We start from the raw sequence: 18,723 nt of genomic DNA on the forward strand, positions 1-18,723 counted from the left end.
TGGCGGCAGCGTCTGTAGCCGCGGCAACGGGGCGCAAATAGCAGAAAAAACAGCCGTTTTTACAGTTTGTTCACAATTGCCCGGCCGCCGCCCACTGGTTGATGGGAGCTGGTTGCTGGGGCCCGGCGGCCACAAAAAAGGCAGCAGCTCATTTTAGAGCCGCTGCCTTTTATTTTGATGTGCGCAGATAAAATATGCCCACATGCGCTCATGGGCGCTCACCACAGCGAGGCAAAACCCAAAAACAGCCCAAACCCCAGCAGGGAAAACAGGATGCTCAGCACTACCCGCCCCACCAGGATCACCAGCGCCGCGCCGCTGAGCAGCTTGCCGGTGGTATCGGACTGGCCGTTTTTGCTGTTTTGAATACTCATGACCAGCCCGATAACGGCGCACACACAGCCCACGATGGGCACAAAAAAGGCGCAGATGATGCCCACGATGCCCAGCACCAGCGTGGCGGTGTTATTTTGCTGTTGGCAGCGGGGACCGGCGGGCTGATAAGGTGGGGTATAGCCGCCCTGCGTATAGCTGATCGGCTGCTGGGCCCCGCAGTGGGGGCAGTAACCGGCCGCCAGATCGATAGAAGCACCGCAGCGGGTGCAGCGTTTGTTTTGCATAACAGGTCCTTTCCGGGGCGGCGGATAGAGCCCGCCGCCCACCTGGCAATTCTCTACGACCATTATAGAGTACCGGCGGGCAGGATACAAGTTGGCAGCGCAAATACTCGACAGAAAATTGGCGTTTTTACTAGGTTTTGTCGGCCGGGTATGGTAAAATAGGAAAGGTCTGCCCGCCTTGGCGGGCAGCTGCAGGGTAGATATGCGGGCCTGCCCGCTGTAACATACAGGAGGAACTATGATCACAGTACAGGAACTGAGCCTGGCCTTCAACGGCCAGAACTTGTTTAAAGGGGTCAATTTAAAATTTACCCCCGAAAACTGCTACGGCATCATCGGTGCCAACGGGGCGGGCAAATCCACCTTTTTAAAAATACTCTCGGGCGAACTCGAGCCCAGCACCGGCGAGGTCATCATCCCCGAAAAGACCCGCATGTCGGTGTTGGGGCAGGACCACTTTGCCTATGATGACTTTAACGTGCTGGATACCATCGTGCAGGGCAACCCCCGCCTGTACGAGATCATCGGCCAAAAAGAGGCGCTGTACGCCAAAGAGGACTTTTCAGAGGAGGACGGCATTCTGGCCTCGGAGCTGGAGGCCGAGTTTGCCGAGCTGGGCGGCTGGGAGATCGACACCGAGGCCGGCCGCCTGCTGGAGGGCCTGGGCGTGGGGGTAGACCTGCTGTACGCCGAGATGGCCGGCCTGCCCGAAAAGCTAAAGGTAAAGGTGCTGCTGGCGCAGGCCCTGTTTGGCCAGCCCGATATCATTTTGCTCGACGAGCCCACCAACGGCCTGGATATCGCCGCCATCGAGTGGCTGGAGGAGTTTTTGGTAAACTTCCCCGGCACGGTCATCGTGGTCTCGCACGACCGGCACTTTCTCAACATGGTCTGCACCCATATCGTGGATATCGACTTCACCAAGATCCGCATGTATGTGGGCAACTACGACTTCTGGTATCAGTCCAGCCTGCTGATGCAGCGGGTGCTGGGCGACCAGAAGAAAAAGCGCGAGGACAAGATCCGCGAGCTGCAGAGCTTTATCTCGCGCTTTTCGGCCAACAAGTCAAAGGCCAAGCAGGCCACCAGCCGCAAAAAGCTGCTGGACAAGCTCACGGTGGAGGAGCTGCCGGCCAGCTCGCGCAAATACCCTTATGTGGGCTTTACCATGAACCGCGAGCCGGGCAAAGAGATCTTACAGGTCAGCGGCCTGTCCAAGACCATCGACGGCGTGCAGGTGCTAAACGACGTCAGCTTTACCGTCAACCGCGGCGACAAGATCGCCTTTTTGAGCGAGAACGACCTGGCGGTGACCACCCTGTTTCGCATCTTGACCGAGGAGATCGAGCCGGACAGCGGCAGCTTCAAGTGGGGCGTGAGCACCAGCCAGAGCTATTTTCCCCAGGACAACACCGCCTTTTTCAGCGGCGCGGCGGGGGAGATGAGCATCTTAGAGTGGCTGGGTCAGTATGCCCAGGACGAGAACACCGAGACCTATCTGCGGGGCTTTTTGGGCCGCATGCTGTTTAGCGGCGAAGACGTGTACAAGCAGGTAAAGGTGCTGTCGGGCGGCGAAAAGGTGCGCTGTATGCTGTCGCGGATGATGATGTACGGCTCAAATGTGCTGGTGCTCGACCAGCCCACCAGCCACCTGGATCTGGAGTCGATCACCGCGGTGCAAAACGGGCTGTGCGACTTTGGCTCCAACGTGCTGTTTACCTCGCACGACCACGAGTTCGTGCAGAACATCGCCAACCGCATCATCGAGCTGCGCGAGGTCGGCACCATCGACCGCATGAGCACCTTCGACGAGTTTATCGAGTACAAAAAAGAGATGGGCCAGTAGCCTGTTTTGAGCGGCGCCGCGCTCCCCCCGGGGAGGCGGCGCTTTTGCGTGTGCGGCGGCGGATTGACAGCACACCTAAAATAGACTAAAATAGTAGAAAATAGCGTGCTGGTGGCCCGGCGTCTGCCGCAGCCGTGGGCCCGGCCCATTTTACGCCCGCGGCGCCAGCCGGTAGGGGCCGCCGCAGGGCATGATGAAAAGAGACCGCTGGGCGGCGCCGAGAGACGCCGTATATCGAGATAGCAGGAGGGATTGGATGAAGATCGTCACCTGGAACGTGAACGGGCTGCGCGCCTGTTTAAATAAGGGGTTTATGGATTTTTTTGCGCAGGTGGGGGCAGATATCTTCTGTGTCCAAGAGACCAAGATGCAGCCCGACCAGGCGCAGGTAGAGACGCCGGGCTACCACCAGTACTGGCACAGCGCCGAGAAAAAGGGCTATTCCGGCACGGCGGTGTTTTCAAAACAGCAGCCGCTGTCGGTGCGGCGGGATTTTGGCGTTGAGCAGCACAGCCACGAGGGGCGGGTGCTCACCTTGGAATACCCGGATTTTTACCTGGTCAACGTCTACAGCCCCAACTCGCAGGACAAGCTGGCCCGTCTCGATTACCGGCTGGAGTGGGAGGACGCCTTTCGCGCCTATCTGCTGGAGCTGGATGCGCAAAAACCGGTGGTGGTGTGCGGCGATATGAACGTGGCCCACTGCGAGATCGACCTGAAGAACCCCAAGACCAATCGCAAAAACGCCGGTTTTTCTGACGAGGAGCGGCAGAGCTTTGGCAAGACGCTGGCGAGCGGCTTTACCGACGTGTTTCGCGCTCTGAACCCCGATCTGACCGGCGCCTATACCTGGTGGAGCTACCGCTTTAATGCCCGCAAAAACAACGCCGGGTGGCGGATCGACTACTTTTTGGTATCGCAGCGACTGTTCGAGCAGGTGCAGGGCTGCACCATTTTTAGCGACGTGCTGGGCAGCGACCACTGCCCGGTACTGCTGGAGCTGTAGCCGCAGCGCCCGGCTTTGAGTGGGAGGTGAGCGGCGGTGCAGCTGCAACTGCCGGCAGATATCATAGCGGCGCTGCGGCGGCTGGAATGCGCCGGCTACGCCGCCTACTGCGTGGGCGGCTGCGTGCGTGACGGCCTGCTCGGCCGCCAAACAGCCGATTACGACATCGCCACCGCCGCGCTGCCCCAGCAGGTAAAAACGGTGTTTGCCGGCTGCCGCACCGCCGATACCGGTATCGCCCACGGCACGGTAACGGTGCTGTGGCGCGGCCGTGCGCTGGAGATCACCACTTTTCGCCGCGAGGCGACGTACAGCGACGGCCGCCATCCCGATCGGGTGGCTTTTGGCGGCACCATCAAGACCGATCTTGCCCGGCGCGACTTTACCGTCAACGCGATGGCCTGCGGGGCTGACGGGCGTATCCTCGACCCGTTTGGCGGCCGGGCCGACTTGGCCGCCAAACAGCTGCGCTGCGTGGGCGATCCGGCTGTCCGCTTTAAGGAGGACGCGCTGCGCATCTTGCGGGCGGTGCGCTTTGTGGGGGTGCTGGGCTTTGCCGTCGAGCCGGTCACCGCCGCCGCGATGGCCGCGCAGGCCCCGGGCCTGGGGCGCATTTCGGCCGAGCGCATAGGGGCCGAGTTCGTGCGGTGCATTGCCGGCCGCTACGCCCGGCAGGCCCTGCAGGGGTACCCGGCTGTCTTTGCCCAGTTTATGCCGCCCTACGGCGATTTTTCCTGTACCGACAGCCATCTCCCAGTGCGGCTGGCACTGCTGTTTGGCAGCTGCCGGCACCCGGCCCGGGCCGCCCAAACGCTGGTGCTGCTGCGGCAGCCGGGCGCGCTGTGCCGTACGGTGCGATTTTTGGTGCAGAACCGGTCCTGGCCCGCCACTGCCGACCGGCGGCAGCTGCGGGTGCTGACCCACCGCTGGGGCAGCGACCGCCTACAGCTGCTGTGCCGCCTAAAAGTGCAGATGGGCAGCCCGGTAGCGGCCCGGGCGCTGGCGGTGGCGGCCGATATACAGGCGCAGGGAGACTGCACCGCGCTGTCTCAGCTGGCCGTCAGCGGCCGCGATCTGCAGCAGGTGGGCCTTGCGCCCGGCCGCCGGCTGGGGGCCTGCCTTGACTGGCTGCTGGGCGAGGTGATGGCTGACCGCCTGCCCAACCGGCGCGCCGCGCTGCTGGCCGCCGCCCAAAACTGGAGCGCCGGCAACAGCGGCGCCGTATAGAAAAAATTATACAGCCGCCCGGCTCACAAGAGCCGGGCGCTTTTTTATAAAGAGGGGTGCAGGCCCACCTTTTTGCGGCTGCCGCCGCCCGGCACAATGTGCAAAGAACACCGGCTACTTTTGTAGCTCTGTCAGTAGATGTTTGGGGCGGCAGGTGGTAAAGTAAAGGTAGCCGACAACGACCTTTAAAAAGGAGGGCGACATGTGTACCTTTAGCTGCCAGCGCCACCACGCGCTGCTGGCCGCCCTGCTCTACCGCGAGATCGAGCGGGTCTGCCCGGCCGACTGCCGCCGGCTGACCGAGCGGGTGGTGACCGACTACGGCCTCGACCGGGGCCGCATTGCCAGAGAGAACACGCTGAAAATGGGCGACAGCCTGGACATACACAACTATAAGGCCTACAAGTCGCTGCGCACCACCGACGACGAGTTTGTGGAAGAGGTGCTCAGCTACGGCCCAGACCTGACGACCGAGGTGAGCCGGTGCTGCTGGATCGACGTGTGGCGGCAGTACGGTCTGCTCGAATATGGCAAGCGCTACTGCCTGTACTGCGATAAGGCGATGATGCGGGGGTATAACCCGGCCATCACCTTAGAGATACCGGCCCTCATGGGGCGGGATGGCTCGACGGTTTGCCGCTTCGTGTGGCCCGGCGTAACGCTTTGCCCCGAACGGGTGGCGGCCAAAAAGGAGCAGCTGCAGGGCCGCTTTGTGATGAGCTGGGGCCAGCTGACCGACCATTTGCTGCACTGCGCCAAGCAGAGCCTCAACAGCGAGGAGCCGGGCCTGGGCGACGTGGTGGCCGCCCGAGCGCTGCGGGCCTTTGTCGAGATAGAAAATAGTCGCCCGTATGAAAAAGGCGGTTTTATCAATGACAGCGGGGATAGATGAGAGAAGAGCAGATCACGATCCGCAAAACCGTCGCAGCTGATGCAAAAAACGAAAAGGATCTCAGCAAGAGAGTACCGGCGAAAAGAAGTTACTTCGTATGCAAATTTAGTTTAGAAGCACCACCCAATTTTAAGCTGTTTTTGTGGGACTTAGAGATAGCGGCAAAGCACGCAAATGAGAGCAGTGCCCGAATGGATGAGGCGGTATAAAGCTGGCACATATCTGCTGCTCGCTGCGCGCAGTGATCGGCTGCCTGCCGCGAGAGCAGAGAGAAAATTGTGGGGATAAAGCGCATCTGAAATATGTTTGGGAGCAAATGAGACATTTGGTATGTGCTGACGATCTCGGTAGAGGTGCATTTTTGGTTATTTGGGGGAATGCGGGCTGTACCGGACCGGTCAAGCTATTTCCATTATAAACCCTGTTTATATACCGAAAATGGCTTTGTGCGGATGCAGCTAATACAATAAAGAGCCGGGCGCTTTTAAGCGCCCGGCTCTTTGCTATCTGCGTTCGAAATACGCTGTCAATCCCCCAAGCTGATCCCCAGCAGGCGGGCCGTCTTGACCTCCTGGCAGTCGACGGGGACCGTTTTGAGCTTGCCGGCCACTTCGCACAGGGGCACCGGCACCACCTTGTTATCCCGCAGGCCCACCATGTAGCCGTACTGCTCTTTGATGATGAGCTTGCCGGCCGCGGCGCCAAAGCGGGTCGAGAGCATCTTGTCAAAGGCACAGGGGCTGCCGCCGCGCTGGAAGTGGCCGGGGATGGTCACCCGGATCTCCTGCCCGGTGCGGCTGGCCAGCTCACCGGCCAGCCGGTACGAGATAGAGGGCTCGGTCATCTTGGCCCGGGCCGCCTTAAACTCTTTCTTCGAGAGCTTGGCCTCCTCTTTCGAGAGCGCCCCTTCCGCCACCGCCAGGATGGAGAAGCGTTTGCCCATCTCGTTGCGGCGGCTGAGCACCTTGGCGATCTTGTCCACATCGTAGGGGATCTCCGGCAGCAAGATCACGTCGGCGCCGCCGGCGATGCCCGCGTGCAGCGTGAGCCAGCCCACCTTGTGGCCCATCACCTCGACGATGAACACCCGGCCGTGGCTGGTGGCGGTGGTGTGGATGCAGTCGAGCACGTTGGTGGCGATATCGACGGCGCTCTGAAAGCCAAAGGTCATGTCGGTGCCCCACAGGTCGTTGTCGATGGTCTTGGGCAAAGTCACCACGTGCAGCCCCTCCTGCGACAGCAGGTTGGCGGTCTTGTGGGTGCCGTTGCCGCCCAGGATCACCAGACAGTCGAGCTTCATCTTGTTATAGGTCTCTTTCATCCGGGCCACTTTGTCGACGCCGTTTTCCTCCACCTGCATTTTTTTAAAGGGCTGCCGGGAGGTGCCGAGGATGGTGCCCCCCTGCACCAAAATGCCGGAGAAATCGGCCGGAGCCATAGGGTGATAGTCCCCCTCGATAAGGCCGCGATAGCCGTCGCGGATGCCGAATATCTGCACGTCGCTGCCGTAGTGCTGGTACAGGGTCTTGGCCACGCCCCGCAGCGCCGCATTGAGGCCCTGACAGTCGCCGCCGGATGTGAGCATGCCGATGCGTTTCATGATGTATCCCCCTTTAAGGTGTGTTGGTCCGCCGCCGCTCAGGGCGGCACCGTGCGCAGTCTATCTGTACCTTTTAGTATAGGACAAATAGGCAGAAAATACAAGAAACTACAGCAGGCAGCGGTATTTTTGGTATAACTGGTCCGCCATATCTGTCGCCTCGGCGGTGAGCGCGGGGCCAAACTGCGGCCAGGGGCCGTACTGGCGCAGGTTGTAGCTGGAGGCCACGTTGCCCATGATCCCGGTCATCACCGGGTCGTTTTTCTCGCACCAGGCATAACAGCAGGCGGCGGTGGAGGCGTTGCCGCAGCCGGTGGTGTCCACCACCGCTGTCCCCGGCGGCAGCGGCGCCGAAGGCAGCAGATAGGCCCTGCCGCCGGCGATGGTGTACATGCCGCGGCTGCCCACCCGCAGCAGCACCAGCTCGGGGCCCAGCCGCTTTAAAAAGTCCAGCAGCTCGGCCTCGCCGGCCAGCCCAAAGATCCGGCACCCCTCCACCAGGTTGAACGAGGCCATGTCCACCTTTTGGCAGAGCTCTACCGTGGCGGCCCGGTCGGCGGCGAAGGTGTGCGAGCCGTTGGGCTCCCACATGATCTGAAAGTGGTATTTTTCCCGCAGAGAGAAGAGCTCCGCCCAGCTGGGGGAGGGTTGCGGTGGCCCACAGAGACACACGCCCCGGGTGTCGGGGCCAATGTGCCGGCGGTAGTCCTCGGGCTGGGGTCGCCAAAAATCGGAATCGGCCCAGTCGCGGGTAAAAAACCAGGTGTCCTGCACCGTCTCGTCGGCCCGGTACTGGATAGCGCAGTACGGCGTCTTGTCCGAGACGAACCGCAGCCCCTGCCGGGGGACGCCGTTTTGCGAGAACCAGGGGTCGTAGATATCAAAAAAGTCGTTGCCGACCCGCGCCAGGTAGAGGACGTCGTCGGTGAACACCCGCATGCCGCAGTAACCGTACAGCGGCACCCCGCCCAATTTGGGGGGCAGCGCCTGCCCTGCGGGGGTGATGATCTGGTCGAGCATATTGAGGCCGGTGGCCAGGTAGCGCATGGCTGTCATCTCCTTTTGCCGCCGGCGCTCAAAACGGGCGCGACAGGCGGAGCATCTCTACCAGCAGCGCGGCGGGGATGAGCTGCGACAGCGGGGTGACCCAGCTGTAGCGCGAGGCGGGCAGCGCCAGCGCCAGCGGGTCGTGGTCGTCCATGTCGGTGACGGTCACCACCTGGCGGCCCAGCTCTTTGGCAAAGGCGATGGTCCGCAGGGTGCGGTCCATCGACGAGTTGGCGCCCGACACGAAAAACAGCGTGAGAAAGCGGTGCGGGTCCAGCGCCAGCATGTTGACGTGCAGCCAGTCCTCGCTCTCCTCCAGCGTCACCACTTGGCCCAGCCGGCGGTAGCACAGCATGCGCGCCAGGTAGCCGGCCGGGTAGTCGCGGCCGCTGGCGATGATGTCGATGTCGGCGGCGTCGGCGCAGCTCTCGGCCACCTGCCGGGCCCGGGCGCACAGGTCCTCGGCCTGCTGGCTGACCGTGTCGATGTGATCGGCGATCTCGTCGAGCAGCTCGCCGGCCTTTTTGTCGCACAGCTTGCCGCTGGCAAGACCCATGGCGCGCCCCAACAGCAAAAGCGCCAGGTAGCTCACAAAAAAGTGCTCGGTCTCGGGCAGCAGCGGCGCGCCGGCCGCCGGCAGCGATAGCAGCCAGTCGCACAGCGCGGCGGCGGGGCAGTCGGCCCGGGCGGTCAGCAGCAGCACCTTGGCGCCGGTGCTCTGCGCCTCGCGCACGGCGTGGGGCAGCTGGCCGTCGTCGCCGGCACAGTCGATGGCGATGACGAAAGCGCTGCCCAGCTGCAGCTTTTCGCGCTCGATAAAGTGGCGCAGCGCGGTGGGGGTGAGCGCCTCTACCCACTCGGCGGGGTAGGAAGACAGCGACGAGAACACCGACCGCCCGGCCAGCGCGGCCGCGTAGTCTTCACCGCTGCCCACCAGCAGTATGCGGCCGGTGTTCTTGAGACAGTCGCCGGGGAACAGGTTTTCTATCTGGCGGCACAGGGTCGGCAGCAGCGCGGCGGTGACTGTGCTGTAGTGCCGGATCAGCGGGGGCAGAGCCGCAGCTGAAGCCGAAGTGATATCTTGAGCGTTCATAAAGACCTCCTTTTTAACTGGAAAAACGGGCCGGCAAAGCGGCGTGTGGCGCATCCGCCCCCGTCAGGGGACGATGAGCAGCGGCTCGTTCGAGATGGGGTCGCCGCCCATGCGGGCCATCGTCTCGCGCACGAACGGCTCGTGGTCGCCGTAGCGGTAAAAGCTGCTGCCGCGCATTTTGCTGATGTAGCCCAGCAGGTTGCCCAGGGGCGAGTACTGCATCAGCGGTTTGGCCCAGCGGTAGGGGGTAGAGGGTATCTCAAACACCTCGGCCCCGGCGGGGAAGGCGCCGGCGTCGGCGTCGGTGATGACGATGGTGGGCCGCCCCAGCGCCACCATCTGCCCGATCACCTCCACGCTCAGGTCAAAGGCCTCGTTTTCGCGGTCTAAGATCACCACCGTGCCGATGCTCTGGGGGTCTTTGGCATAGGGGCCGGTGGCGGGCCAGTTCTCGGTGTTTTCGTAGGTGGCCAGATCGCCGTAGGCCTCGACGAATTTGGCGGCGCCGAACCAGGCGTTGGGGTACTCCGGCCCACAGGCCACCACCTCGTAGTGGTGAAAGTTTACCCAGGTCTGGGCCAGCTGCCACATGCGGTCGTCGTTTTGGTCGACCAGCTCGCGGGTGAACGAGGCGGCGTAGTCGATCATCCCCTGCCGGTAGGCCTCGGCCTGCCGGGCACAGTAGTGGCCCCGCACCTCGCCCATGCGCACGGCCAGCAGCATCATGGTGAACATGGTGCTGAAGTACGAGCGCTGGCAAGGCGCGTGCTCGGTATAGGGGCCGCACTCGAACTTGGGCATCTGGATGAGCAGCAGCTCGTCGGCGGCGTCGACCAGTGGCGACTCGGGAAAGTTGACGATGGCCACCGCGGTGGTGTTTTTGCCCAGCTTTTTCACCCGCTGGGTGGCCTCGACGACGCGGGAGGTCTTGCCCCGGCTGGAGATGGAGAAGAGCAGCGTGTCGTCCAGGTCCTGGCCGCTGTAGTGGCGCGACAGCTCGATGGCGGGCATGCCTTCCATGGGCACCTGAGCCAGCTGCAAAAAGGCCTGTTTGGCACAGGCGGCGGCGCAGAACGAGTCGCCGCAGCCGCAGGCCAGCACCTTTTTGGCCAGCAGGTACTCCGGGGTGGTGACGGCGTCGAGTATCTTCTGGTGGTTGAGCTGGTACAGCTGACCGGCAAACGTAGCCAGATCATAGCTCTCCAGCCGCATGGAATTGTTGTAATCCTCTTTTTTTAAGCGAGACATCAGTAAGATCACCTTCCTCACAACATGTGGATATGTAACGGCGTGAACATGCGGCGGCAGTGCCTGCCGGCACGTTTCGGCGTTTTTAAAACAGCTTTTTCTGCCGGGCGGCGGCAAAGCCTTTGGCCGGGTGAAAAACGGGGTTTTGGGCGCCGCTTTTCACCGGCGGGGAAGCTTTTTCTTTAGGGGCGGCGGCAAAAGCAGCCCGTGCGGCCGCCTTTCTCTGAGAGAAATACCTACTGTTCCCCCCAATACGGGTCTTCCAGCAGCAGCTCGTTTAGCTTTTTGTAGATGTCGGGCCGGTAGTCGGGCCTGCCGCTGAAGGGGTTGCGGTTAAAGATCATGCGGGAGCCGACCGACAGATCCACGGTGGCGATGAGCAGCTCGGGCTCGCACAGGTCGATATCGCCGCAGTACACGTGTACCTTATCAGGCCCGATCCCCGGCCCCAACACCATGCTGGCGCCGGTAAAGTAGGCCGGGTCCGGCCGCGGGCAAAAGGGGCGGCAAAACTGCCGTCCGGGGGAATCGGGCTCCAGCAGCGCGTCGGTCTGGTTGCAAAAATCCTCGTCCACGATATCATAGCCCACCAGATTTGAGCTGGCCACGAAAAAGTCGTTGGCGATGACCGCCTGGCGCAGCCCCTCGTAGTAGCAGGTCTTCCAGTCGAAGTGGGGGGCCTCGGCCATAGCGGTGGGGTTTAAGTACACCTTGGCCCCGGTGGCGGCGTGGTAGCGCAGGATCTCGTGGAATGAGTAGGTGTCGTAGCAGATGCCCACGGCGATCTTGCCCCACGGGGTCTCAAACGAGAAGGGGTCGCTGCCGCGGTCGCACCAGCAGCTCTCGGCCATGGCCGGGTGGATCTTGCGGTAGCGGCCGATATACCCCTGGGGCCCGCAGGCCACCGCCGTGTTGTAGATGGTGTCGGGGCGGTCCTCATCGCGCTCGGGCATGCCAAAAACGGCGTATATCTCCATCTGGCGGCACACCTTGGCCACCGCCGCCACCGCGGGGCCGCTCACCGGCTCGGCCAGCTGCACCTGCATCTTCTCCTCCTTGGGGACGCCGGTCTGGTTTTCATAGCCGGTGAGGGCCAGCTCGGGAAAACAGACGATGTCGGCCCCGCGGCGGGCGGCGGCGCGGATATAGCTGATGATGCGGGCCAGATTGCGCTGCTTTTGGCCCCACACAGCGCGAAAGTTGACGACGGCCAGGTTGAGGATCTCTTCCTGTGGGATGATGTTGGGCACGGTCTTACCTCCTTTTACGGCAAAAGTGATCGGGCATATCCATTTTCTACTATCCTATATCATACGCCCCGCCGGCGGGCGGAGGATAGGACAGGTGTCCCAGTTTATATAGAAATTGCAGGCCGTATTTTGGCAGATTTACACCACGGCGACTCGGCGCGCGCGACCGGCGGCGGACGGCCCCTTTTTCTTTGGCGGGCGCTTTTCAATCGCCTGGTGAAATGTTATAATGATAGCCTGTAAGAATTAGAAAAAATACCGCAGAGCGGCGGCTGCCAGCGGGGCCGCAGCGGTAGCTTTGGAGTGGACTGACATGAACTTATCGACCCTGTATGAGCAGAAAAAATGTGTGCTGTCTTTTGAGGTGTTCCCGCCCAAAAAGACCGACGATGTGCGGGGGCTGTACCGCACGCTGGAGGGGCTGCACGATCTGGCGCCCGACTATATCAGCGTCACCTACGGCGCCGGCGGCAGCGGCGAGCAGCGCCAGCAGACGGTGCACCTGGCCGATACCATCAAGCGCGAGTACGGCATCGAGCCGCTGCCCCACCTCACCTGCATCAACTCCACCAGAGAGACGGTGCTGGCGCTGCTCGACGAGCTGGCCGCGCTGGGCATCGACAACGTGCTGGCGCTGCGGGGAGACAGGGTAGAGGGGGCGCTGCCCGGCGCCTTTCACTACGCCAGCGAGCTGGTAGAGCTGATCAAGAGCCGCGGCGGCTTTTCGGTGGCCGGCGCCTGCTACCCCGAGGGGCACACCGAGGCGCCCAGCTTGGAGGAGGACATCGTCCACCTGCGCCGCAAGGTAGACGCCGGGGTGAGCCACCTGGCCAGCCAGCTGTTTTTTGACAACGCCGCCTTTTACAGCTTTGAAAAAAAGGCCCGGGCCATGGGCATCACCGTGCCCATCGCCGCCGGCATCATGCCGGTGACCAACAAGAGCCAGATCGAGCGCATGGTGTCGCTCTGCGGGGCCAGCCTACCCGACAAGCTGGCCGGCATCATCGATAAATGGGGCCACAACAAGGCGGCGCTGCGGGATGCGGGTATCGCCTACGCCGTCGACCAGATCGTAGACCTGATGGCCAGCGGTGTGCAGGGCATCCACCTGTACACCATGAACAGCCCCTACGTGGCCAAAAAAGTGGTGGGCAGCGTGCAGAAGCTGCTCTGCGACCTGAACTGCACGGAGGCCTAGCGCGGTGGCGCTGTACCGCGCGCAGGGGGCGGTGGACCCGGCCGACCTGGTGCTGGACCGGGCGGAGATACTGCGCTACCTGGGCCATCGCGGCAGCGTTATCCCGCCCGAGATAGACGCGCTGATAGACCGGTCGGTGCAGGCGGTGCAGGCGGCGGCGACGCCCCGCTATGTGTGCCGCGAATTTTTGCTGGGCGCCCCCCAGCCGCAGGGCATCCCCCTGCTGGATACCGACTTTTACCTGCCGGGGGAAGACATTTTGCAGCTGCTGGCGGGCTGCGACAGCTGCGTTTTGATGGCCGCCACGCTGGGGGCGGGCGTCGACGCGCTGCTGCGCCGGCAGCAGGTGGCCGACATGGCCGCCGCCGTGGTCTGCGACAGCGCCGCCGTCACCGCCATCGAGGCGGTCTGCGACCGTGTGAACGCGCTGATAAAAGGCGCCTGCGGCCAGCGGGGGCAGCGCTGTACCTGGCGCTTTTCGCCGGGGTACGGCGACATGCCCATCACCTGCCAGCCCCAGGTGGCGCGGCTGCTGGATACCGGGCGGCAGATCGGGCTGGCGGTGTCCTCCAGCTGCCTGCTGACCCCGTCTAAATCGGTGACGGCGATCATCGGCGTGGGAGAGCGCGCCACACAGGATAAAAAGAGCGGCTGCACCCACTGCAGCCTGCGCGAAAACTGCACATTCAGACGGGGAGGAAAGCGCTGTGGCGACTTTTGATTTTACGCATACCTTTACCCTGCTCGACGGGGCTATGGGCACCATGCTGCAGGCGGCCGGCCTGCCCGCCGGCGGCCGCCCCGAGAGCTATAACATCACCCACCCCCAGATCATCGAGGACATCCACCGCGCTTACATCGGCGCCGGCAGCCAGGTGATCTACACCAACACCTTTGGCGCCAACGCCCACAAGCTGGCCGGCAGCGGCTACACCGTCGAGCAGGTGGTGGACGCGGCGGTGCGCATCGCCCGCCGGGCGGCGGCCGGTACCGGCTGTAAGGTGGCGCTGGACCTGGGGCCTATCGGCGAGCTGCTGGAGCCGGGCGGCAGCCTGCAGATGGAGGAGGCCATAGAGCTGTTTGCCCGGCAGGTGCGGCAGGGGGCCGCCAGCGGCGCCGACCTGGTGGTGTGCGAGACCATGACCGACTTAGCCGAGGTAAAGGCGGCGGTGCTGGCCGTGAAGGAGAACTGCGACCTGCCGGTGTGGTGCTCGATGAGCTTTGAAAAGACCGGCCGCACCTTTACCGGCACCAGCATACCGGCCATGGCCCTGACTTTGTCGGGGCTGGGGGCCGAGGCCATCGGCATCAACTGCTCGCTGGGGCCCGACGATATCTACCCGCTGGCCAAAGAGCTGGCCGCCTGCTGCGACCGCCCGATCTTTATCAAAGCCAACGCCGGCCTGCCCAACCTGCAGACCGGCAGCTACGATATCGACCCCGCCGCCTACGCCGGCTACCTGCGCGGCTATATCGAACTGGGCATCACCGTGTTTGGCGGCTGCTGCGGCACCTCGCCGGCCTATATCCAGAAGATCGGCGAGATGCTGGCGGGCCGGGCGCCGTCGCCGCGGCCCCGGCAGCGGCGCAGCGCCTTGTGCTCCCCCTCGAGGGTAGTCGAGATCGACGGCCCCAAGATCATCGGCGAGCGCATCAACCCCACCGGCAAAAAGCTGTTTAAGCAGGCGCTGATAAACGGCGATATCGACTATGTGCTGGCGCAGGGGCTGTCGCAGGTCGAGGCGGGGGCCGACATCTTAGACGTGAACGTGGGCCTGCCCCAGATCGACGAGCGCCAGATGATGAGCAGGGTGGTGCGGCGGCTGCAGGCGGTGGTGGATGCGCCGCTGCAGATCGACACCACCGACCCGGCCGCCCTGGAAGCGGCGCTGCGGGTGTACAGCGGCAAGCCGCTCATCAACTCGGTAAACGGCGAGGAGAAGAGCCTTCATACCGTGCTGCCGCTGGCCAAAAAGTACGGGGCGGCGGTGGTGGGCCTCACGCTGGACGAAAACGGCATCCCAAACCGGGCCGAGGACCGGCTGGCGGTGGCCGAAAAGATATTGGCGGCGGCGCTGGCGGCGGGCATCCCCCGGGAAGACGTGTACATCGACTGTCTGGTGCTCACCGCCTCGGTGCAGCAGGCCGAGGTGGTCGAGACGCTCAAGGCGGTGCGCATGGTCAAAGAGCAGCTGGGGCTAAAGACTGTGCTGGGCGTGTCGAACATCTCGTTTGGGCTGCCGGCCAGAGAGCAGATCAACCGCAGCTTTTTGACGCTGGCGCTGGCCGCCGGGCTGGACCTGCCCATCTTAAACCCCAACCTGGAGGCCATGCGGCAGACGGTAGACAGCTTTCGCGTGCTCTTTAACATCGATAAAAACGCCGCTTATTACGTGCAGACCTACGGCAGCCAGCCGGCGGCGGGCCCGGCTGCCGGCCCGGCGGCGCCCACCGGCGCGGCGGCTGACCCGCAAAAAGAGATACCGGCCGCCATCCACCGGGGCCTGGCCGACCGGGCGGCAGAGATGACCGAGGCGCTGCTGGCTAAAAAAGACCCGCTGCAGGTGGTGCAGCAGGTGCTCATCCCGGCCCTCGACCAGGTGGGCGCCGACTTTGAAAAAGGGACCATCTTTTTGCCGCAGCTGATGCAGTCGGCCAACGCGGCGGGGGCGGCTTTTGACCGGGTAAAGGCCCACATCGCCGCCAGCGGCGGCGAGCAGGCCGGCGGCGACAAGATCATTCTGGCCACCGTCAAGGGGGACATCCACGATATCGGCAAAAATATCGTCAAGGTTATTTTGGAAAACTACGGTTTTACCGTGCTGGACCTGGGCCGCGACGTGCCGCCGGAAGAGGTGGTGCGCACCGCAGTGGAGCAGGACGTGCAGCTGGTGGGCCTGAGCGCGCTGATGACGACCACGCTCTGCAGCATGGAGGAGACCATCCGCCAGCTCAGAGCGGCCAAACCCGGCTGCCGGATCATGGTGGGCGGCGCCGTGCTCACCGAGGACTACGCCCTGCAGATCGGGGCCGACTACTACGCCAAAGACGCCAAGATGTCGGCGGATATCGCCAAAAAGATCTTTAAATAGCCGCCGCTTTGGCGCGGGCGCCTGTTTGGGGCGGCAAAAATAAGAGAGGTAGTGTTTTTTGATGGAGCGACCAGTTATAGGGATCAGCACCGGGCCGATCGTGCACACCGATCCCATGTTTTTTGGGCGGGTGAGCGACGGTATCAACGGGAATTATGCCGCGTCGGTGGCGGCGGGCGGCAGTATACCGGTGCTGCTGCCCACCGTAGAGAGCGAGGAGCTGGCGTCCGCCATGATCGACCGCGTCGACGGGCTGCTGCTCTCGGGCGGGCACGATATCGACCCGGCCATCTACGGGCAGCAGCCGCGCCAGGCGCTGGCCGAGGTGTGCGCCCCGCGCGACACCTGCGAGCTGCTTTTGCTGCGAGCGGCGCTGGCGGCGGGCAAGCCGGTGCTGGGCATCTGCCGGGGGCACCAGCTGCTCAACTGCGCGCTGGGCGGCACGCTGTATCAGGACCTGGGCGAGATCAGCGGCAGCGACATCCAGCACCGGCAGCTGGGCGACCCCTGCCGCCCCAGCCACGAGGTGTTTATCGACAGCCAGTCGGTGCTGTACCCGCTGCTGGGCGAGCGGTACCGGGTAAACTCGCTGCACCATCAGACGGTGGACCAGATCGCGCCGGGCTTTTTTGCCGCCGCGGTCGACGCCGACGGCAACATAGAGGCCATACAGCGGGCCGAGGGAAGCCTGGTGCTGGGCATCCAGTGGCACCCGGAAATGATGGCCGCACAGGACGAGAAGATGCTCGGCGTGTTTAAAATGTTCACCGCCTGCTGCCAGAAGTAGCGCCCCGCCAGTTTGGGGCAGACCGCATAAAAAAGAGAGCGGGCACAGATGTTCTATGCATCTGTGCCCGCTCTTTATTGCTTGCGGCGGCGCGGCCCGGGCGGCCCTGGGGGCGGCAGCCCCGGTCACAGGTCGATGTGCTGCCCGACAGTGATGGGGAACACCCGCCCCGGCAGCAGGTGCTGCAGCTGGGCCAGCGCCACCGGCCCGGTACAGTGGCCGGTGTACAGGGTACAGCCGGCCTGTTTGACGGCGTGGGCCACGGCGGCGATGCGGCCGGGCTCCTCGCTGGTGTGGGTGTGGGGGTCGCTCAGGTGCAGGCCGCCCACTACCACCTGCGGGTAGTGGCCGCACAGCAGGCGGCACCGGCGCAGGATGGCGGCAATGCCCGTGTGCCCGCAGCCGCACACCAGCACCCGCCGCCCGCCCCGCTCTATGAGCAGGTGCTGCTCGTGGGCAAACGCATCGGGCTGCCGCCGCCCGTTTAGCAGCAGCCGGTTGTAGGTGGGAAGCAGCGCGTCGCGCGGCACCCCGGCAAACAGCAGCAGCCCATCGCCCAGCGGGTGGGTGCTGCCGGTGTAGACGAGCCGGTCGCCAGCTGTTAGCGGCGGCACCGAGATATCGCCCAGGCCGTGCAGCCGCCGCGAAAAGTGGGGGTCCAGAGCCCCGGGGCGCAGGTAGATGGGGGCGCTTTGGTTTAGCGCCAAAAAGGTCGGCAGCCCGCCGCCGTGGTCGCGGTGGCCGTGGGTGAGGACGGCGGTGTCGACGGCGGCCAGGTCGATCCCCAGCTTTTGCGCGTTGCGCGCAAACAGCGCGCTGCCGCCGGCATCCACCAGCAGCCGGCGCCGCCCGACCCGCAGGTACAGGCTCAGCCCGTGCTCGGCCTCAAAGCCGGGCCGGGCGGTGTTTTCGGCAAGTACAGACAGCTGCATGAGATAGGCCCCTTTCTGCCGCCCATCGGCGCAGTGTGCGCTCCGGCCGGTAGGCGGTAACTGATTATAGATTATAACACGGCGCTTTTTCAGTTGACAAGGTGCAGTCGGTGTGGTATATTGATTTTACTAAATTAGTAATTTAGTAAAACAGTAAACGTAAAAACGAAGTTTTACCGCAGAGGAGGAAACGCGATGAAGATCCCCACCACCCTAAAACACAAACCGGTCATCACCGTCGAGAATTACGAGCAGGTCGACGGCCACAAGGCCTACCAGTCCGACGCCAAGGGCCTGTCGCTGGGGCTGGCCCAGTGGAACGACCGGGGCAGGGTAGAGGTGTCGGCCAAGGTGTGGCGCTACACCGGTGAAAAGTGGTCGCGCCAGTCTGAGGAGCTGCCCCTGCACCGGGTGCTCGACCTGGCCATCCTCATCTGCCGCGCCAAGCAGTACATGGCCGAGAGTTACCGCTACCCCAAGCTGTACGACCCGCAGCAGCCGCAGATCGACCGCATCGGCCTGCAGGGCGACGCCATGACGGTGGCCGTGTGCCGGGACAACCCCATGATCGACGAGGATATCAAGCTGTTTGGCCAGGCGCTGTCGGAGGAGGACGAGTTTTTGAGCGAGCGGCTGCACACCCTGAGCCGCATGCTGCGCGAGGCCGGTTACTGAGCGCCAATAGAGCGCCGGCCCGGCAGCGCGCACTGCCCAGTATAGAGTATAGAGTATACAGTACACAGGCGTTCAGCATGCAGCACACAGCATACAGTGTGCTGTGTGCTGTGTGCTGCATGCGTGGGGCGGTGAGCAGCGCCCGGCAGGCGCCGGTCGCAAACGGGTGCAAAACAGAAAAAACAGCGCTGTCTCAGCCAAAAAGACAGC

General features: G+C 63.5%; 17 protein-coding genes. 10 read left to right on the forward strand and 7 right to left on the reverse strand.

The window, feature by feature from the left end:
- Positions 1 to 218: 218 nt before the first annotated feature.
- Positions 219 to 620, reverse strand: coding sequence for a zinc-ribbon domain-containing protein (locus H8K20_RS02980; RefSeq protein WP_186487436.1), 402 nt, complete (start codon positions 618 to 620; stop codon positions 219 to 221).
- Positions 621 to 858: 238 nt separating this feature from the next.
- Here H8K20_RS02980 and H8K20_RS02985 point away from each other — a divergent pair, with 238 nt between their 5' ends.
- The 5 genes from H8K20_RS02985 to H8K20_RS03005 all read left to right on the forward strand — a co-directional run bounded on the left by H8K20_RS02985 (position 859) and on the right by H8K20_RS03005 (position 5,800).
- Positions 859 to 2,466 (forward strand): ABC-F family ATP-binding cassette domain-containing protein, encoded by a 1,608-nt coding sequence (locus H8K20_RS02985; protein WP_154865741.1) that lies wholly within the window; start codon positions 859 to 861, stop codon positions 2,464 to 2,466.
- 256 nt (positions 2,467 to 2,722) lie between these two features.
- Complete coding sequence (locus H8K20_RS02990; RefSeq protein ID WP_154865740.1) at positions 2,723 to 3,472, forward strand: exodeoxyribonuclease III; 750 nt, start codon at positions 2,723 to 2,725, stop codon at positions 3,470 to 3,472.
- A gap of 36 nt (positions 3,473 to 3,508) precedes the next feature.
- Positions 3,509 to 4,699 (forward strand): tRNA nucleotidyltransferase/poly(A) polymerase-related protein, encoded by a 1,191-nt coding sequence (locus H8K20_RS02995; protein WP_186487437.1) that lies wholly within the window; start codon positions 3,509 to 3,511, stop codon positions 4,697 to 4,699.
- A 202-nt stretch (positions 4,700 to 4,901) separates the two neighbouring features.
- A complete protein-coding gene (locus H8K20_RS03000; protein ID WP_186487438.1) occupies positions 4,902 to 5,591 on the forward strand; it encodes an L-2-amino-thiazoline-4-carboxylic acid hydrolase in 690 nt (229 codons plus the stop codon).
- On the forward strand, positions 5,588 to 5,800 hold the full coding sequence (locus H8K20_RS03005; RefSeq protein WP_186487439.1) for a hypothetical protein: 213 nt from the start codon (positions 5,588 to 5,590) through the stop codon (positions 5,798 to 5,800). The genes H8K20_RS03000 and H8K20_RS03005 overlap by 4 nt, the downstream gene beginning before the upstream one ends.
- Before the next feature lie 317 nt (positions 5,801 to 6,117).
- Here the strand turns inward: H8K20_RS03005 and H8K20_RS03010 are convergent, their stop codons facing one another.
- The 5 genes from H8K20_RS03010 to H8K20_RS03030 all read right to left on the reverse strand — a co-directional run bounded on the left by H8K20_RS03010 (position 6,118) and on the right by H8K20_RS03030 (position 11,829).
- Positions 6,118 to 7,191, reverse strand: a complete 1,074-nt coding sequence (locus tag H8K20_RS03010; RefSeq protein ID WP_105205808.1) for a 6-phosphofructokinase — start codon at positions 7,189 to 7,191, stop codon at positions 6,118 to 6,120.
- A 108-nt stretch (positions 7,192 to 7,299) separates the two neighbouring features.
- Complete coding sequence (locus H8K20_RS03015) at positions 7,300 to 8,238, reverse strand: carbohydrate kinase family protein (protein WP_178089717.1); 939 nt, start codon at positions 8,236 to 8,238, stop codon at positions 7,300 to 7,302.
- Positions 8,239 to 8,266: 28 nt separating this feature from the next.
- Positions 8,267 to 9,331, reverse strand: a complete 1,065-nt coding sequence (locus tag H8K20_RS03020) for an SIS domain-containing protein (RefSeq protein ID WP_186487440.1) — start codon at positions 9,329 to 9,331, stop codon at positions 8,267 to 8,269.
- A 63-nt stretch (positions 9,332 to 9,394) separates the two neighbouring features.
- Positions 9,395 to 10,579, reverse strand: coding sequence for an SIS domain-containing protein (locus H8K20_RS03025; RefSeq protein WP_186487441.1), 1,185 nt, complete (start codon positions 10,577 to 10,579; stop codon positions 9,395 to 9,397).
- A 236-nt stretch (positions 10,580 to 10,815) separates the two neighbouring features.
- A complete protein-coding gene (locus H8K20_RS03030; RefSeq protein WP_164998290.1) occupies positions 10,816 to 11,829 on the reverse strand; it encodes a carbon-nitrogen hydrolase family protein in 1,014 nt (337 codons plus the stop codon).
- A gap of 313 nt (positions 11,830 to 12,142) precedes the next feature.
- Between H8K20_RS03030 and metF the strand changes: the two genes are divergently transcribed.
- The 4 genes from metF (at position 12,143) to H8K20_RS03050 (ending at position 16,906) form a co-directional block, all read left to right on the forward strand.
- Complete coding sequence (gene metF, locus H8K20_RS03035; protein ID WP_105205803.1) at positions 12,143 to 13,027, forward strand: methylenetetrahydrofolate reductase [NAD(P)H]; 885 nt, start codon at positions 12,143 to 12,145, stop codon at positions 13,025 to 13,027.
- A gap of 4 nt (positions 13,028 to 13,031) precedes the next feature.
- Positions 13,032 to 13,748 (forward strand): vitamin B12 dependent methionine synthase, activation domain protein, encoded by a 717-nt coding sequence (locus H8K20_RS03040; RefSeq protein WP_186487442.1) that lies wholly within the window; start codon positions 13,032 to 13,034, stop codon positions 13,746 to 13,748.
- Entirely contained in the window at positions 13,735 to 16,119 is a 2,385-nt protein-coding gene (locus H8K20_RS03045; protein WP_341480804.1) for a homocysteine S-methyltransferase family protein, read from the forward strand. The genes H8K20_RS03040 and H8K20_RS03045 overlap by 14 nt, the downstream gene beginning before the upstream one ends.
- 61 nt (positions 16,120 to 16,180) lie before the next feature.
- On the forward strand, positions 16,181 to 16,906 hold the full coding sequence (locus tag H8K20_RS03050; RefSeq protein WP_105205801.1) for a gamma-glutamyl-gamma-aminobutyrate hydrolase family protein: 726 nt from the start codon (positions 16,181 to 16,183) through the stop codon (positions 16,904 to 16,906).
- Between the two features lie 125 nt (positions 16,907 to 17,031).
- Here the strand turns inward: H8K20_RS03050 and H8K20_RS03055 are convergent, their stop codons facing one another.
- Positions 17,032 to 17,838, reverse strand: coding sequence for an MBL fold metallo-hydrolase (locus H8K20_RS03055; RefSeq protein ID WP_186487443.1), 807 nt, complete (start codon positions 17,836 to 17,838; stop codon positions 17,032 to 17,034).
- A gap of 195 nt (positions 17,839 to 18,033) precedes the next feature.
- Here H8K20_RS03055 and H8K20_RS03060 point away from each other — a divergent pair, with 195 nt between their 5' ends.
- The gene (locus H8K20_RS03060; RefSeq protein ID WP_154865730.1) at positions 18,034 to 18,513 is read left to right on the forward strand and encodes a DUF6530 family protein; all 480 of its coding nucleotides are present in this window, start codon (positions 18,034 to 18,036) and stop codon (positions 18,511 to 18,513) included.
- The last annotated feature ends 210 nt before the right edge of the window (positions 18,514 to 18,723 follow it).

Source organism: Neobittarella massiliensis (ex Bilen et al. 2018), from assembly GCF_014269355.1.
Taxonomy (GTDB): Bacteria; Bacillota; Clostridia; order Oscillospirales; family Ruminococcaceae; genus Neobittarella; species Neobittarella massiliensis.

What these genes read in the sequence shown, in the direction of transcription:
- H8K20_RS02980 (WP_186487436.1), bottom strand. Translation starts at nt 620, where the DNA reads ATGCAAAACAAACGCTGCACCCGCTGCGGTGCTTCTATCGATCTGGCG.
- H8K20_RS02985 (WP_154865741.1), top strand. Translation starts at nt 859, where the DNA reads ATGATCACAGTACAGGAACTGAGCCTGGCCTTCAACGGCCAGAACTTG.
- H8K20_RS02990 (WP_154865740.1), top strand. Translation starts at nt 2,723, where the DNA reads ATGAAGATCGTCACCTGGAACGTGAACGGGCTGCGCGCCTGTTTAAAT.
- H8K20_RS03000 (WP_186487438.1), top strand. Translation starts at nt 4,902, where the DNA reads ATGTGTACCTTTAGCTGCCAGCGCCACCACGCGCTGCTGGCCGCCCTG.
- H8K20_RS03005 (WP_186487439.1), top strand. Translation starts at nt 5,588, where the DNA reads ATGAGAGAAGAGCAGATCACGATCCGCAAAACCGTCGCAGCTGATGCA.
- H8K20_RS03010 (WP_105205808.1), bottom strand. Translation starts at nt 7,191, where the DNA reads ATGAAACGCATCGGCATGCTCACATCCGGCGGCGACTGTCAGGGCCTC.
- H8K20_RS03015 (WP_178089717.1), bottom strand. Translation starts at nt 8,238, where the DNA reads ATGCGCTACCTGGCCACCGGCCTCAATATGCTCGACCAGATCATCACC.
- H8K20_RS03020 (WP_186487440.1), bottom strand. Translation starts at nt 9,331, where the DNA reads ATGAACGCTCAAGATATCACTTCGGCTTCAGCTGCGGCTCTGCCCCCG.
- H8K20_RS03025 (WP_186487441.1), bottom strand. Translation starts at nt 10,579, where the DNA reads ATGTCTCGCTTAAAAAAAGAGGATTACAACAATTCCATGCGGCTGGAG.
- metF (WP_105205803.1), top strand. Translation starts at nt 12,143, where the DNA reads ATGAACTTATCGACCCTGTATGAGCAGAAAAAATGTGTGCTGTCTTTT.
- H8K20_RS03050 (WP_105205801.1), top strand. Translation starts at nt 16,181, where the DNA reads ATGGAGCGACCAGTTATAGGGATCAGCACCGGGCCGATCGTGCACACC.
- H8K20_RS03055 (WP_186487443.1), bottom strand. Translation starts at nt 17,838, where the DNA reads ATGCAGCTGTCTGTACTTGCCGAAAACACCGCCCGGCCCGGCTTTGAG.
- H8K20_RS03060 (WP_154865730.1), top strand. Translation starts at nt 18,034, where the DNA reads ATGAAGATCCCCACCACCCTAAAACACAAACCGGTCATCACCGTCGAG.